This is a genomic window from Mycolicibacterium sp. HS_4_1 (assembly GCF_054515875.1).
This window is the reverse complement of sequence record NZ_CM137261.1, coordinates 3273834-3287616: the sequence shown is the minus strand read 5'-3', so window position 1 is coordinate 3287616 and position 13783 is coordinate 3273834. Positions and strand designations below refer to the sequence as shown.

11 protein-coding genes and 1 pseudogene are annotated in these 13783 nt (G+C 64.1%); 5 read left to right on the top strand and 7 right to left on the bottom strand.

The features are described 5' to 3' along the window. Positions 1-152: 152 nt before the first annotated feature. Both ACX12F_RS15720 and ACX12F_RS15715 read left to right on the top strand, forming a co-directional pair. Complete coding sequence (locus tag ACX12F_RS15720; protein WP_459370372.1) at positions 153-1805, top strand: sensor histidine kinase; 1653 nt, start codon at positions 153-155, stop codon at positions 1803-1805. Between the two features lie 116 nt (positions 1806-1921). After that, positions 1922-2119, top strand: a complete 198-nt coding sequence (locus ACX12F_RS15715; protein ID WP_459365478.1) for an Rv3202a family protein — start codon at positions 1922-1924, stop codon at positions 2117-2119. A gap of 33 nt (positions 2120-2152) precedes the next feature. Here the strand turns inward: ACX12F_RS15715 and ACX12F_RS15710 are convergent, their stop codons facing one another. Both ACX12F_RS15710 and ACX12F_RS15705 read right to left on the bottom strand, forming a co-directional pair. Then, positions 2153-3547 (bottom strand): WS/DGAT/MGAT family O-acyltransferase, encoded by a 1395-nt coding sequence (locus tag ACX12F_RS15710; protein WP_459365477.1) that lies wholly within the window; start codon positions 3545-3547, stop codon positions 2153-2155. Continuing rightward, positions 3544-4686, bottom strand: coding sequence for an Rv2629 family ribosome hibernation factor (locus ACX12F_RS15705; RefSeq protein ID WP_459365476.1), 1143 nt, complete (start codon positions 4684-4686; stop codon positions 3544-3546). The genes ACX12F_RS15710 and ACX12F_RS15705 overlap by 4 nt, the downstream gene beginning before the upstream one ends. Before the next feature lie 299 nt (positions 4687-4985). Here ACX12F_RS15705 and ACX12F_RS15700 point away from each other — a divergent pair, with 299 nt between their 5' ends. Continuing rightward, positions 4986-7028, top strand: a complete 2043-nt coding sequence (locus ACX12F_RS15700) for an erythromycin esterase family protein (RefSeq protein WP_459365475.1) — start codon at positions 4986-4988, stop codon at positions 7026-7028. Position 7029: 1 nt separating this feature from the next. Here ACX12F_RS15700 and ACX12F_RS15695 read toward each other — a convergent pair whose 3' ends face one another. Then, positions 7030-8712: a SulP family inorganic anion transporter gene (locus tag ACX12F_RS15695; RefSeq protein ID WP_459365474.1), complete on the bottom strand. Its 1683-nt coding sequence runs from the start codon at positions 8710-8712 to the stop codon at positions 7030-7032. Between the two features lie 254 nt (positions 8713-8966). On the opposite strand from ACX12F_RS15695, the gene ACX12F_RS15690 reads away from it, so the two are divergent. Continuing rightward, entirely contained in the window at positions 8967-9608 is a 642-nt protein-coding gene (locus ACX12F_RS15690; protein ID WP_459365473.1) for a hypothetical protein, read from the top strand. Between the two features lie 272 nt (positions 9609-9880). After that, a pseudogene (locus ACX12F_RS15685) lies at positions 9881-10762 on the top strand (CHAD domain-containing protein); the annotation flags it as partial. Between the two features lie 29 nt (positions 10763-10791). Here the strand turns inward: ACX12F_RS15685 and ACX12F_RS15680 are convergent. The 4 genes from ACX12F_RS15680 to ACX12F_RS15665 form a co-directional block, all read right to left on the bottom strand. Continuing rightward, the gene (locus ACX12F_RS15680; RefSeq protein ID WP_459365472.1) at positions 10792-11655 is read right to left on the bottom strand and encodes a PPK2 family polyphosphate kinase; all 864 of its coding nucleotides are present in this window, start codon (positions 11653-11655) and stop codon (positions 10792-10794) included. A gap of 93 nt (positions 11656-11748) precedes the next feature. Further along, positions 11749-12189, bottom strand: coding sequence for a hypothetical protein (locus ACX12F_RS15675; protein ID WP_459365471.1), 441 nt, complete (start codon positions 12187-12189; stop codon positions 11749-11751). 32 nt (positions 12190-12221) lie between these two features. After that, positions 12222-12704 (bottom strand): hypothetical protein, encoded by a 483-nt coding sequence (locus ACX12F_RS15670; RefSeq protein WP_459365470.1) that lies wholly within the window; start codon positions 12702-12704, stop codon positions 12222-12224. Between the two features lie 79 nt (positions 12705-12783). After that, positions 12784-13779 carry an Acg family FMN-binding oxidoreductase gene (locus tag ACX12F_RS15665; protein WP_459365469.1) on the bottom strand — a complete coding sequence of 332 codons (996 nt, stop codon included), beginning with the start codon at positions 13777-13779 and terminating at the stop codon, positions 12784-12786. Positions 13780-13783 lie beyond the last annotated feature (4 nt).

Sequence of the window (13783 nt, the reverse complement as noted above, 5' to 3'; positions counted from 1 at the left end):
TGGACCAGAGGAGGCGACAACCGCGCGAGAGCCGCGTACGGTGAGGATACGTACGCAACTGCGTGTGCGGAGGACCGGGGCCTATGAGCAGCACCGACGATGGCGCCGGCTCGGTGTTTTCCCGACTGAGCCAGCGGGGGATCTTCGGCCGAATGCATGAGCAGCTCGATGAGCTGCTGGCTGGACGCGACCAGATGGAGTCGCTGCTGCGCGTCATCGTCGGCATCGGCGCGGATCTCGATCTGGACACGACGCTGCACAGGATCATCGATGCTGCGATCGAGTTGACCGGATCGCGCTATGGCGCGCTGGGCGTGCGGGGCTCTGATGGCATGCTCGATGCGTTCCTGTTCAAAGGGATCGACGCCGAGTTGCAGGCCCGTATCGGGCATCTCCCGGTTGGGAAAGGCGTGCTGGGAGTGCTGCTCGATCGCGCCGAGCCGCTGCGTGTCGACGATCTGACCCAACATCCGGCAGCCGTCGGATTCCCCGAGCACCATCCGCCGATGCGGGCGTTTCTTGGCATGCCGATTGTGATCCGAAGTGACGTGTACGGCAGCCTGTACGTCACCGACGATCGGGCTGGGCACGTGTTCACCGAATCCGATGAGAACGCCATCCGTGCGCTGGGTGCGGCGGCCGGCGTGGCTATCGACAACGCCCGCTTGTTCGAAAGACAGCGGGCTTCGGCGCGCTGGATCATCGCCGGGCGGGAAATCACCTCAACCCTGCTGTCGGCGACCTCGCCAGAGCCACCACTTCAGATGATTGCCGAGCGTGTCCGCGAACTGGCCGACGCGGAGCAGGTCATCGTGCTGATCCCGAACGACATCGACCGGCCCGGCGAATGTGTCGATGCGCTTGCTGTGGTCGCGGCTGCCGGCGGGCACCGCGCCGTGCTGCCGATCGGTTATCGGGTGCCAATCGACGGGTCCACCAGTGGTGAGGTGTTCCGGTCGGGAACCCCGGTGATCACCGAGACCTTCCGCCATCTCATTCCATCCTTCTCTGACCTCGGCGAGCGCCCGACGATGGCGGTGCCGCTACGTTCCGCGGATAGGGTGACCGGAGTTCTTGCGTTGGCGCGGAATTGCGACCGACCTCGGTTCACGGCAGATGACCTGAACTGGGTGGTGGCCTTCGCCAATCACGCAGTAGTGGCACTTACCCTGGCCGAAGCCAGTGAACGAGCCCGCGAGTTCACGATCCTCGCTGACCGTGAACGCATCGCTCACGACCTGCATGACCACGTCATCCAGCGCTTGTTTGCCGCCGGAATGGATCTGCAGGGCACAATCGCCCGGGTCCGTTCGCCAGAGATCATCGCCCGGCTCACCCGCACCATCGACGAACTGCAGTCGACCGTCACCGAAATTCGCACGACGATCTTCCATCTGCAGTCGACGTCGGGCGGCGCTACCAGCTTCCGGGAACGCATTCAGGCCACAGTGGCCGAGCTGACCCAACACTGTGACCTCACCACGACCGTGCGTCTTCGAGGCCCCTTGTCAGTCGTGAGTACCGACCTTGCCGACCATGCGTATGCCGTTGTCGCCGAAGCGATCAGCAATGCGGTGCGCCACTCCGGGGCGAGCGCTCTCACCGTCGAGGTCACTGCCGCCGACGAGCTTGTGGTCAGCGTCATCGATAACGGCCGCGGCATCCCCGCCGACAACCAACGCCGCAGCGGCCTGGAGAACATGAGTCTTCGTGCGCAACAACTCGGCGGGACCTGCGAGATCTTCACGCCGGCCTCCGGCGGCACCCATGTCCGCTGGACCGCCCCATTCGAAATCGAAGCCTGACGCGCATGGCATTGTCGCCAAGCGGTGCGTCAGGAGATGACCAATGACCCTGTGGCGATCCGCCCGATCTGCGCAGCATGAATAACAGCCTGAACAGCAAGACAACTGGAGTTCTCATGACCGAATCCATTCCCCTCGGAGACGACGCGGACCTGGCCGAGCAGGTGCAGTCTGTCGGAGATGCTGTGGAGGAAGCCGACGAAACGTGGGTGAATGGCGTTGTCGAGCAATGGAATGCCGATTTGGCGGATGCGCTCGAGCAGCGCCGGGTGATTCCCGAATTCGACGACGATCGGCGGTCCACTACGGAGTGATCGCCACCGTCGGCGACCACTCTGTGACTCTTCTCAGCCGCTGAGCAACATGAGGTTTCCCAGTCGCCGGGTATGTATCGCGGCGGATGCGACGGCGACAAGTCGAGCAATGCCGCGCTCGATCCCACCGGCCAGTTCATCGACGTCGAGTTGGGCGTCGTAGTCACCGATGACACCGAAGGTTACGTGGTCGGCGTAGCTCATGATCGCAATACCCGTGCGGATCCCGACGGCGATGGGCGGTACCGGCACGAGGTCGATGATCTCCCGGTCCAACATGCGCATTCGCTTTCGCGGTCCAGGGACGTTGGTGGCCACGGCTACGACACCGTGTTGCGGCAGCCGTCCGAGTAGGCGTACCGCCGATGCCATGATCGGAAACGGCACCAGGTTGGCTGCCGCGACCACCCATGAACCAGCCTGACGCTGGCCACTGCGCTTTGCGGCCGACAATCGCCGGTGGACCAGCCGAAGTTGTTCGAGCGGATCTGAACGATCGACCGGCAGGTCAGGCAGCAACAGCGAGACCCGATTGTCTGGCACGTGCTGCCGTTCGGGGGGCCGGACGGAAACTGGTACCAAGGTCCGGATCGGTCCGGCTGAAGGTTGCATGTTGCGACGCAACATGGCCGAGCGGAAGCCGTCGGTGATGGCCGCTAGTGCCACGTCATTCACCGTGACACCGAAGCGTTTGCTGATCAACTGGACATCACTGAGCGAGACCTGAACGGCGCTGAAACGGCGCAGATCGCTGAGTTGGCCGTTGAGCTGCTGCGCGGGCGTGGTGAGCATGCCACCGACGATCTGAGTGGCGCCGAAGGCTACGCGCACGCCGCCCCGGGCAGTCGATGTCAGCATTCGCCACGCATCACTGCCGATCGCCAGCGGGTTGAAGCCGCGGCGCGGAGAACGGCTCGAGGGTGACGTGGTGTTCGGTACTTCGTCGCGAGGGCTCGGCTGGTCGTCGCAGATGCCCGCGAGCATGGCCGCCGCCGAGACGCCATCGGCGATGCAGTGGTGCAGTTTGACCAGCATGGCCCACCGTCCGTCGCCGAGACCGTCAAACACCCACGTCTCCCACAATGGACGAGACCGGTCGAGCCGGCGCTCCATCACTTCCGCAACAGCACGATAGACCGCGGCGTCGTCACCCGGAGCCGTCACGGCGTGCCTGCGAACATGGTGCGCAATATCGAAATTGCGTGGGGTCACCCATTGCGGGGCACTGATATCGAGCGGAAACGAATGCAACACCTGACGCATGCGCGGAACCTCGGCTGACCGTTCCTCGATGGCGGCCTGAAGTTCGGCGAACTCCGGGGCGGGGCCCGCCATGATGGCCAGGACCGCAACAGCCAGACTCGCATGCGAGTCCGAATCTTCGGCCTGCAGGAAACCGGCGTCGAGCGCTGTCAGCCGGTCGCTCATCCGCGCGCCTGCACCGCCGGCCCGTCTGCCGGTGCGTAGTCGATTGCGCGATGCCGGAGGAGCGCGCCGACGCCGTCGGCGAGGGTCAGGTCGCCGTGTGCATACTCGATGGCCGACCGGCCTGCGATGGCCGCAAATGGCAATGCTTCGTCCGCACGGACGACCGCGCTGGGAGCCTGCCCGAGATCCGAGAGGGTGTCGGCGTCGGTCGCGACCGATGTCGCGTCGGTCCCGAGCAGTACCGCGGTGGCGCCCAGTTCGCCGATCAACAGCGTCTCCACGTTGCCGTCGCGTAACGCCGCGCACACCGCCCGCAGGCCGTCGACTGCCCGCCCCGACTGATTGCCCCGCTCTTTCGCAAAAGTATCTGTGAGGTGCTGCATCTCGGTCGCGTGCCGGGTACGGAGTACTTCGTCGATGAATTCCTGAGCGTCATGGTCCGCCAACCGTTGTCCTGTCGCCCCGCTCGGCAGGGCGACCACCGACGTGGCGAATCGCTTGGGCAGCTCGGCCATCAGCGCGGCGCGGGTGCGCACTTGCCCCGACACGAAGATCACCGCAGCGCCGATCTGGTCGGCAAGCTCTGCAACCCGGGCGGCGACAGCGCGGATGTTGATTCGGACCGCTTCCTCCACGCTGTGCTGGAAGTCGCCATAGCCGTTCACTCCGGCAGTCGCCGCCTTGTGCACCGGAAACCCTTCTCCGTGCAGGGTTTCGCGACGGATTCGGTGGTGATTGTGGTGCGCGGTCAGCTCGGCGCCTTCCCGGTCGACCGCGACGAACAGAAAGCTGGGGTGCCAGAGGTCCCCGTTGATGAGCGGCAGCACGTAGGGCAGCTGCGACACGCGGGTCAGCGGCAACCCGGACCGTGGATAGCCCGCGGCCGCGGCGATGTGCACGCCGTCGGGACTGGCAATCAGGCCGCGCGGACCGGCCAGCGACAGCTGTTGCCGCACTGCGGGTTCCAGCATCGAGATGATCTTGTTGTCGGCGCCTTGGTGGAGCAGACCGCGACGGATGTCCTGCCAGGTCGCGTCCATGCGTTCCTGGCCGTCGGGCACGTTGAGTGCGATGTCGAAGTAGATCGAGGCAAACGGCCCGTGGTGGCCGAGCAGCGGACGGAATGGTGTGGTGTCCACGAAAACTCCCATCGGATCGCGCGAAGCGCATGAAGTTGGTGTTGCTTGTCGAATGATGCTGAGCCCCGTTCGGCCGCACGGGCAGGGCTTATCGGCCGCAGTCCGAGGGACCTTCGGCAGTAGCAGTGGGTGGCGCCCGACGCCATGGACCGAAGTCCCTTCGGTCCATGGCGAGTGACCCTTTTGGGCAGGCGCCAGCCGGGTGAACATGGGGAGAAGCAGCCGTCTTGACGACCGGTTGGGTGCTGCCGTCAGAGGCTTTCGGCGCAAAACCGGATCGATGGATAAGGAGTCGATCGATGTCAGCTCGAAACGTGACACAGCATGCGCCTCGGCGCGTGTTCCGCGATCGCCGCGAGGCGGGACGCGCGTTGGCCGAATTGTTGACCGCATACCGCGACAAGACGGACGTCGTTGTGCTCGGCCTGGCCAGAGGCGGCATCCCCGTCGCGTGGGAAGTCGCTGCTGCGCTCGGCGCACCACTGGACGCGTTCATCGTCCGGAAACTGGGTGCACCCGGACATGAAGAGTTCGCGATGGGTGCACTGGCGAGTGGAGGGCGCATCGTCATCAACGACGACGTGGTGCGGGCACTGCGGGTTTCGCCGCAGCGGCTGTCCGATATCGCCGAACGGGAAGGCCGTGAACTGCAGCGGCGGGAGGTCGCCTATCGGGACGGCCGACCGCCGGTCGATGTCGCCGGCAAGACCGTCATCGTTGTCGATGACGGTCTGGCGACCGGCGCCAGCATGTTCGCTGCGGTGCAGGCACTGCGGGAGGCCGACCCGAAGGAGATTGTGGTGGCGGTGCCCGCTGCCTCGGAATCGAGCTGCCGGCAATTCGCCGGCCTGGCCGACGACTTCGTGTGCGCCAGCATGCCGAACCCGTTCCGGGCAGTCGGCGAATCCTTCTGGGATTTCAGCCAGGTCAGCGACTCGGAAGTGCGAGAGCTGTTGGCGACGCCGACGCTCCGGCCGGCTGTTGGGACTCGACTTCGCGGGAAGACGCCCGCCGAAGTCATCAACGCCGCGGCGATCGACGCGCCCGACGGTATGCCGCCCACCGAGGTACTGGAGGAGCTGATCGGTGACGCGAAGGTCGTCCTCATCGGCGAGGCCTCACACGGCACGCACGAGTTCTACGCCGCACGTGCCGCCATCACGAAATGGCTGATCCGCGAGAAAGGCTTCTGTGCCGTTGCGGCAGAAGCGGATTGGCCGGACGCGTACCGGGTGAACAGGTATGTGAGGGGAATCGGTCACGATGACTCCTCCGACCAGGCGCTGAGCGGGTTCGAACGATTCCCGGCCTGGATGTGGCGGAACGTGGTGGTTCGTGATTTCGCCGACTGGCTGCGCCGGCACAATGTCGAGTGCGCGAATCGCAACGAGAGGATGACCGGCTTCTACGGTCTGGACCTGTACAGCCTGCATCGTTCGATGGGCGAGGTGATCGCCTACCTCGACAAGACCGACCCGCGGGCAGCTGCCCGGGCGCGGGAACGCTACTCGTGCTTCGACCATGCCTCGTCCGCCGGCGACGGGCAGGCCTACGGGTTCAAGGCGGCGTTCGGCGCGGGCGCGTCATGTGAGCGTCAGGCGATCGAGCAACTCGTCGACATGCAGCGGAATGCGGTGGACGTTGCGCGGCGCGACGGCCTACTGCATGAAGACGAGGCCTTTTACGCCCAACAGAATGCCCAGACGGTGCGTGATGCCGAAGTCTATTACCGCGCGATGTTCGGTGGCCGCGTCGCGTCGTGGAATCTGCGCGACACCCACATGGTCCACACGTTGACCGCACTGCTGGATCATCTCGGTCGTGAAGGTGGACCGGCACCGAAAATTGTTGTCTGGGCGCACAACTCGCATGTCGGCGATGCGCGCGCGACGGAAGTGGGCAACGACGGGCAGCTCACCCTCGGCCAGCTTGTTCGGGAACGCTATGGCAGCGACTGCCGTCTCATCGGATTCAGCACCTACACGGGCAGTGTTACCGCGGCCAGCGAGTGGGGTGGCATCGCGGAACGCAAGGCGGTGCGTCCGGCGCTCAACGGCAGCATAGAAGAGCTCTTGCACGAAGTAGGTAGGGAATCGTTCTTCGTTTCGCCGTTGATCACCGATGCGGCCGCCGAGCCGCTTTCGGTGGTGCGCCTCGGTCGCGCCATCGGCGTGATCTATCTGCCTGCCACCGAACGGCAGAGCCACTATTACCACGTACGGCCCGCCGACCAATATGACGCGATGATCCATATCGATCGGACACGCGCGCTCGAACCGCTGGAACCGACAAGTGTCTGGCACGCGGGCGAAACCCCGGAAACGTATCCGACCGGACTGTGATTCAGCGGTGCCTGAAGGCGTCGACCGCGGTTGGCAGGGTCGGAAAGATCCGGTCCTCGCCGATCCGTGCGAGTAACCCAGCTGCCGCGAGAGCGTCGCGGAGGTGTTGTTTGACACGTGCGACGGCAAGCACGATTCCGCGTTGCGCCAGATCCTCGCGGAGTTGGTCAAGAGCGTCGAGGGCGGTCAAGTCGACCTCCACGTTCGCTTCGGCATTCAAGATGAACCATTCGACGTGCCCGCCTGTTTGGTCCACTGCCGCAAGTGCTCGGCTGCGGAAATCTTGAGCATTCGCAAAGCACAGGGGTGCGTCGTACCGGTAGACGACCAGGCCGGGCAGCGGCGTCGCATCCGGATAGTCGTTGACGTCGTGCATGCCGGCGAGGCCGGGAACGAAGCCGAGGACGCTGTCGTGCGCATGCGCGATGCGGCGCAGCAAGTCGAAGATGGACAGTCCGACGGCAACGAGTACGCCGTTGAGCACGCCGAAGCCGAGCACAGCCACGGCGGTCGCGCAGGCCAGCACTAGTTCGCTGCGCCGAAAGCGAGCCAGCCGGCGGTACTGGGCCACGTCGACCATACGGATCGCCGCGTAGATGACCAGCGCCCCGAGAACCGGGACGGGTATGTGAGACAGCACGTTACGGCCGAACAGGGCGACTGCTGACACCATCAGCGCCACGGTGATCGAATACAATTGCGTCTTGCCGCCGACTGCCCGTGCCAAACTCGTGCGGGATGCGCTGGCGCTGACCGGAAACGCGTGGACCAGGCCCGCAGCGGCATTTGCGATTCCCAGCGCGCGCAATTCGGTGTTTGGGTTGAGTTCTTGATCATCACGCGCCGCGAACGCTCGTGCGGTCAGTACCGCATCCGAGAATGCCACGATGGATATCCCGATAGCGAGGAGAACGAGAGCCGACAGTTGGCCCGAGGTCACATGGGGGAATCCGAACGCCTGCATCGGTTCGGGAACGCTTCCCAGCGACTGCGTGCCGCGAAACCAGTCTGCTCTCCATGACACGAAGGCGGTAGCGGCCACAACGGCAATCGCCGGTCCGGGAAGCTTGGGGGCCCACCTGTCGAGCGCGAACAGCAGTCCGAGGACACCCACTGCCAAGATCAGAGTGGGTGTGTGCAGCTGACGTGCCACCTCTGGAATCGACTGGGCGACAGCGGCTATCCGCTCATCTGGCATAGCCACGCCGGTAATGGCGCTCGCTTCGCCGACTAGCATCACGACCGCGATTCCGGTGATGTATCCGATCAGGATGGGGCGGGACAGCAGGTTGGCCAAGAAACCTAGCCGGGCCAGTGAGGCGACCAGGCAGACAAGGCCGACGAATCCTGCGAGTACCGCCGCCAGTGTCTGATGGAGCACAATATCGCCGCCGGCGATCGGGAAAAGCACAGTTCCGGTGAGCAACGCCGTGGCCGATTCCGGCCCGAGGGACAGTCGGCTCGAGGAACCGAACAGGACGTATGCGATTTGAGCCACCGCGGCACCCCACAGCGCGGTCAGCGGAGGCATCCCCGCCAGCATTGCACAAGCCATCACTTGTGGAACCAGATAAGCGGTTACGGTCGCACCCGCGACGAGATCGCCGCGGAGCCAGGTCAATTGATACGACTGTAGCTGCGCGATAGTCGGTGGCCAGCGGATTGTGCGGCTCGTGATGGTCATTTTCGCTCAATAGAATCCATGCGTCGAGCTTGCCCGCGACACCTCGGATCGCACTAGTGACTTAGGTCAGAAGTCTGCGTACGGCAGTCGTGAGCGCGCTGTGGTTGAAGCCGGAAATTACTCTCGAGCCGGGCCCTTAAGAAGGCTTCCGGCATTGTGCCAGAGGACCTTTGACCCGTGTACTCGCTATCCGAACGGTGGACGATCTAGAGATGGTCCGTCCGGAGTGCCAAGATGCTGGGGAGGGTTCCCGAATGGTCGTTTCCAACTCGAAGTGCCGAGAGCAGGCCCCCGGCGCGGGCGATATTGGCTGTGTGACAAGTGATCCGGTCAAGGATGCGCGCCAGGGGCGAATTCTGCTGCCGGTTGCTGCCACCCTGATCGTTGTGATGATGGTCGTCGGCTGGCTGTTTCAGGGCTTCTCGCTTGTTCGCGTGGTATTGCCGGATACTTCCGCCGCACCAGCCGATCGAACTGCGACACAGGCGACCTCAGCGGCGGCCGGCGAGCAGTTGTATGCGTGGCTGGCTCAACTCGAAGCGCCACTCGATGCGCTGCTCGTCCAACGTGACAACATGGTTGCGGCGTCAACCCAAGCAGACGAGATGGGAATTCAGCGCGCCTGCCAGTCGGGTGCGGCAACTTTGCCGCGCCTACAGAAACTCTTGCCGGGCCCGGACGCGGTGCTGAACACCGCGCTGCAGCAGGTGATCGATGATTACCGCTTCGGATTTACCTACTGCGTGTCGGGAATCGTGCATCACGACGCGGCAGCAATCGAAATGGCTGCGGTCTATCTGCACCGGGCGAACAACGATCTGCGCACGATGATGGCGATAATTGCGCGCGACCTGGACGCGTCGGAACCGAGCGATTCGGACGTAGTCCAGATATGACTCAATCGGTACGGCCCGGGACGCCATCTCAGTCGGCGTACTACGACACTGCCGGCCATGATCTGGCAGCACACCGGGTGTCGTTGAGACGCTGCATCGGTGGCAGCAACCCGGGCTGGCATCTGACTCTGCCGGCCGAGCCGGATGCCAACATGAGGACCAGCATGGCTGTGGGCGTCGTCGACGACAACGTACCGGACTCATTGCGTGACATGGTGCTGGCGATCGTCCGCGACCGCCCCTTGGCGCCGGTGGCTCCAACCAGCGACCACCCACGCCCGTCGGCAACAGCGCCGAAACCACGTGCCGGCAAGCTGGACCAGGTGCATCGGGCGGTCGGTGAGCAGCTCGAAAAGCTGTTGGAGTGGGACCGCGCGGTGCGGGTGGACGCGCCGGATGCGGTGCACCAGATGCGGGTCGCCATTCGGACGATTCGGAGTCTCCTGCAGGCGTCGCCGACAGCATTCGGACTCCCCGAGGACACTCGGCTGCTCGATGAGCTGGCCGAGTTGGCCGCTGTGCTGGGTACTGCGCGCGACGCCGAGGTCTTGGCCGAGCGACATCAGCGGGCACTCGACGGTTTGCCGGCGGAGCTCATCCGGGGCCCGGTCCGAACACGTCTGGTCGACGGAGCCGGTGGCCGTTATCGGGCCGGGCTGCAGGCATCGATCACTGCGATGCGCTCAGTACGTTACTTCCGGCTGCTCGATGCGCTGGACGCACTCATCGCGATGCGGGCGTCGGCCGCTGCCGCCCAGGTGGAGTCGTCGGCCGTCAAGACGATCGCAGACGAATACCAGCGCCTCTGCAAGCGGGTCAAGGCGGCGGCCGCCGCCGAGTCCGCGGACCACGACGCGATGCTGCATCGTATTCGAAAGAGTGCCAAGCGATTACGCTATGTTGCGGCGGCGAATGGCGCAGTACACGTATCGGAGGCTGCGAAGGCCATTCAGACCCTGCTCGGCGATCACCAGGATAGTGTCGTGAGCCGTGCCAACCTCGCTGAACAGGCTGACGCAGCGACCGCGGCGACGGAGGACACTTTCACCTACGGGGTGTTGTATCAACGAGAGATTGACCTCGCCAATGACTGCGAGCGGCAACTCCCCGCCGCGCTGAAGTCTCTCGAGAAGGCCGTTCGCAAAGCTGTGTGATTCGAATTGGAGTCGCCGTGGCTCCAGCGTCAGCATGGCTCGTTGTCGAGTCTCGACCTTGCCGCTGTCAGGCGCTCTCTCTCGGTGTCGGCCAGGGCCGGGTAATTCGGATTCATCCCACGCAGCGACTGCACGAGCACTGCCGAGGTGGTCAGGTGACTGAACCATTTGTGGTCGGCCGGAACGACGTACCACGGCGCCCACGGGGTGCTCGTGTGGGTGAGCATCTCCTCGAACGCGAGTTGATAGTCGTCCCAGTGCGCGCGTTCGGCCAGATCGTTCTCCGAGAACTTCCAGTTCTTCTGCGGATTTTCCAGGCGTTGCAGAAACCGGCGCTTCTGTTCGCCTTTGGAGAGATTGAGGAAGAGCTTGACGATGACCGTCCCGTTGTCGTGAAGGTAGCGCTCCCACTCATTGATTTCCTGAAACCGTCTGTGCCACAGGTGATGGAGTTCGGTGGATGCGACCGGTGGATCCACAAACTCGGGGTGGACTCTGGTCGTCAAGACTGCCTCATAGTGGGACCGGTTGAACACCGCGATGCGCCCGCGCTCGGGTAGCACCCGGTGGTAGCGCCACAGGTAGTCGTGGGCAGCTTCGATGGGCGTGGGTTCCTTGAAGCTGTACACGTCGACGCCCACGGGGTTGAGTCCGCTCATCACGTGTTTGATCGTGCCGTCCTTGCCCGCGGCGTCGATCGCCTGGAGAACGACGAGCAGAGCCTGTTCGGCAGCGGCGAAGAACCGATCCTGCAAATCCAGCAGTAGCGCCTTCGCCTGCGCCAGCTCAGATTCGCCACTGCCTCTGGCCAGACCTGGCGTATGTCGTCCGGGGTCGTGGTCGCGAGCGAGGTGAATGTGTGCCCCGGGGGCGACCCGCGCGGCGTCGGCCAACGCCTGCCAGTCAGGGCAACCATCGGTTGTCGGAGCTGGGGACTGAAGATGCTGACCCTCAGTCGTTTTCGTTGTAGTAGTAGTACTCATTCGCTAGCCGGTGCAATCGAGAGAGACCCTGATCGTCTTGTTGATGACGATGGTGGTGGCGTGCGTGTTCGGGCCTCCAGGAGTCGAACGGTCGGTCCGGGTTTGGATGACGGGGTCCCACACGTTCTGCACCGTGCATTTGTCCATCGGTGCACTTCCCACGCGCTCCAGTTGCACGCTGTATCCCTCTTTTTCCAGTTGTGCGATGGTGCCGGCTGCGCCGGTATCGGTCATCCAGGAGAAACCGCCGCTGCCGGTGGCGAGGCAACGTAGTGTCTCACCGGAAGGGCTTTGCGCGGTGTCGTTCAAGTTGACCGCCATACAGGGCTGGCCGGCTGCAGGGTCGGCGCCGTCACTACCCTCGTCGGCGCAGACCGGGGACGCGAACAAGACTGCGCTGAATGCCATTGCTACTGCAGCGGCGCTGAGATACTCGGTTTTCATCGTGACTTCCTTGCGACGATGTGTCGTTGGGGCTAGACCGCCCGGGGCAGATCCCGAATGGCGTCGGCTGTGGTCTTGACAGTTGCGACAGATGAGGCAGATCGGTGGTTCGGAGCCCACCCGATGACGGTGAGGTACAGCCCGATCAATGCCATGATCACGACGCTGATGGTCCACCACGGCGTGCCGGTGAAGGCGCCTTGTCCCATGGAAAGATATGACTTAGGGAAGCTCATCAGCGCTATTCCCTTGGCCACCGTCATCCAGCCCAGGACTGACACGGCAGCTGCGGCAAATCCGCGCCAGTATGGGTGCAGTGCGACCACGACGAGGCCCATCGGTAACACGAACGCACCTGTGATCCAGGGCCACAAGGAGCTTCCGTCGAATGCATACAGCATGGTCTTGACATAGCCGGGCTGGGTCACGACGGTGCCGGATGCGATGAGGAGATACGGTCCGAGCACGCGGGCGAACATGCGCGTGCGGTGCTCGATGGTGCGTGATGTGCTCATGGTCCGGACCTCTCTTCGAGTGCTCTTCCGTTCAGGTAGAGGGTTATTGCGTTGTCGATCAGCAGCGCGTCGAGCCGAATCAGGTGAATGGAGCGTCGTCGTCGAGCCACGAGACCACGTCGGACAGGGGCCGGCGCGGGGTCGCGGGCAGCGGATCAGCATTCAGCGGCGCCCAGCCGACGCGAATGAGCATCTGGGGGAACAGCTCGTCGCCAAAAACGTCCGTTCGCACGATTTCGCGGCAATCCGGATTCTCCAATGCCTCGGTGACCGGACACGTCGACAACCCTTGTGCGGTAGCGGTGAGCAGGACTGCGCTCGTGGCCTCGCCGGCCCGTAGTCGATCAAGTGGGGTGTCCGTCGACGTGCCGAGGGCGAGAAGTAAGCCGTTGTCGTCCGATGCGGTTGTCCCGGCTGGTTGGCCCAGCACCGGACCCGCGAAGATACGGCTGGGAACAGCGGCACCGTAGTCGGGTGTCGGGGTACTGCGGGCAGGCACTCCAGCCACCGATGCGTAGCGCCCGCTCCACGTCGTCAGTTCGGTGAGGTACTCCGTGTCGTGAGCGTGCTGTGAAACCGCCTGCCGCAGTGCGGTAATCAAGACGTCGTTGAGCTTGACCCGGCGTAACCCGATGCCGAGGCGGGCGGCGCGAGCAGTCATCAGAGCGACGTCTCCGAGTGCGACGGGCCAGCCGCTGTAGTAACGCCGATCGGTGCGACGACGGGGGATTGCGGCGGCCAGGGCGATGTCAGGCTGATTCGGAGTGCAACGAACCAGTTCGATCGCGGCGAGATGGTTGGGCTCAGCGGGATTCGGAAACCTGTGAATGGTCGGTTGCCAGCCGAGCGCATAGAGCGCCACCGCCGCATGGTGCAGGGCTGCTCCACAACTAATGAGGAGATCGCGCCCATCAGGGTCGGTGTGCACCAGATGCAGTGACTCTTCGGCATACAGATGCACACTGTGAGAACCGATACGCCACCGCCAGGGCTGGGTGTTGTGGACCGATGGTGCACGGGTTGCGAGCGCCATGGCAGCGCGCATCGTTTCACGGTCGGGAAATACCTTGGGCATTTGC

What these genes read in the sequence shown, in the direction of transcription:
- ACX12F_RS15720 (WP_459370372.1), top strand. Translation starts at nt 153, where the DNA reads ATGCATGAGCAGCTCGATGAGCTGCTGGCTGGACGCGACCAGATGGAG.
- ACX12F_RS15715 (WP_459365478.1), top strand. Translation starts at nt 1,922, where the DNA reads ATGACCGAATCCATTCCCCTCGGAGACGACGCGGACCTGGCCGAGCAG.
- ACX12F_RS15710 (WP_459365477.1), bottom strand. Translation starts at nt 3,547, where the DNA reads ATGAGCGACCGGCTGACAGCGCTCGACGCCGGTTTCCTGCAGGCCGAA.
- ACX12F_RS15700 (WP_459365475.1), top strand. Translation starts at nt 4,986, where the DNA reads ATGTCAGCTCGAAACGTGACACAGCATGCGCCTCGGCGCGTGTTCCGC.
- ACX12F_RS15695 (WP_459365474.1), bottom strand. Translation starts at nt 8,712, where the DNA reads ATGACCATCACGAGCCGCACAATCCGCTGGCCACCGACTATCGCGCAG.
- ACX12F_RS15690 (WP_459365473.1), top strand. Translation starts at nt 8,967, where the DNA reads ATGGTCGTTTCCAACTCGAAGTGCCGAGAGCAGGCCCCCGGCGCGGGC.
- ACX12F_RS15675 (WP_459365471.1), bottom strand. Translation starts at nt 12,189, where the DNA reads ATGAAAACCGAGTATCTCAGCGCCGCTGCAGTAGCAATGGCATTCAGC.
- ACX12F_RS15670 (WP_459365470.1), bottom strand. Translation starts at nt 12,704, where the DNA reads ATGAGCACATCACGCACCATCGAGCACCGCACGCGCATGTTCGCCCGC.
- ACX12F_RS15665 (WP_459365469.1), bottom strand. Translation starts at nt 13,779, where the DNA reads ATGCCCAAGGTATTTCCCGACCGTGAAACGATGCGCGCTGCCATGGCG.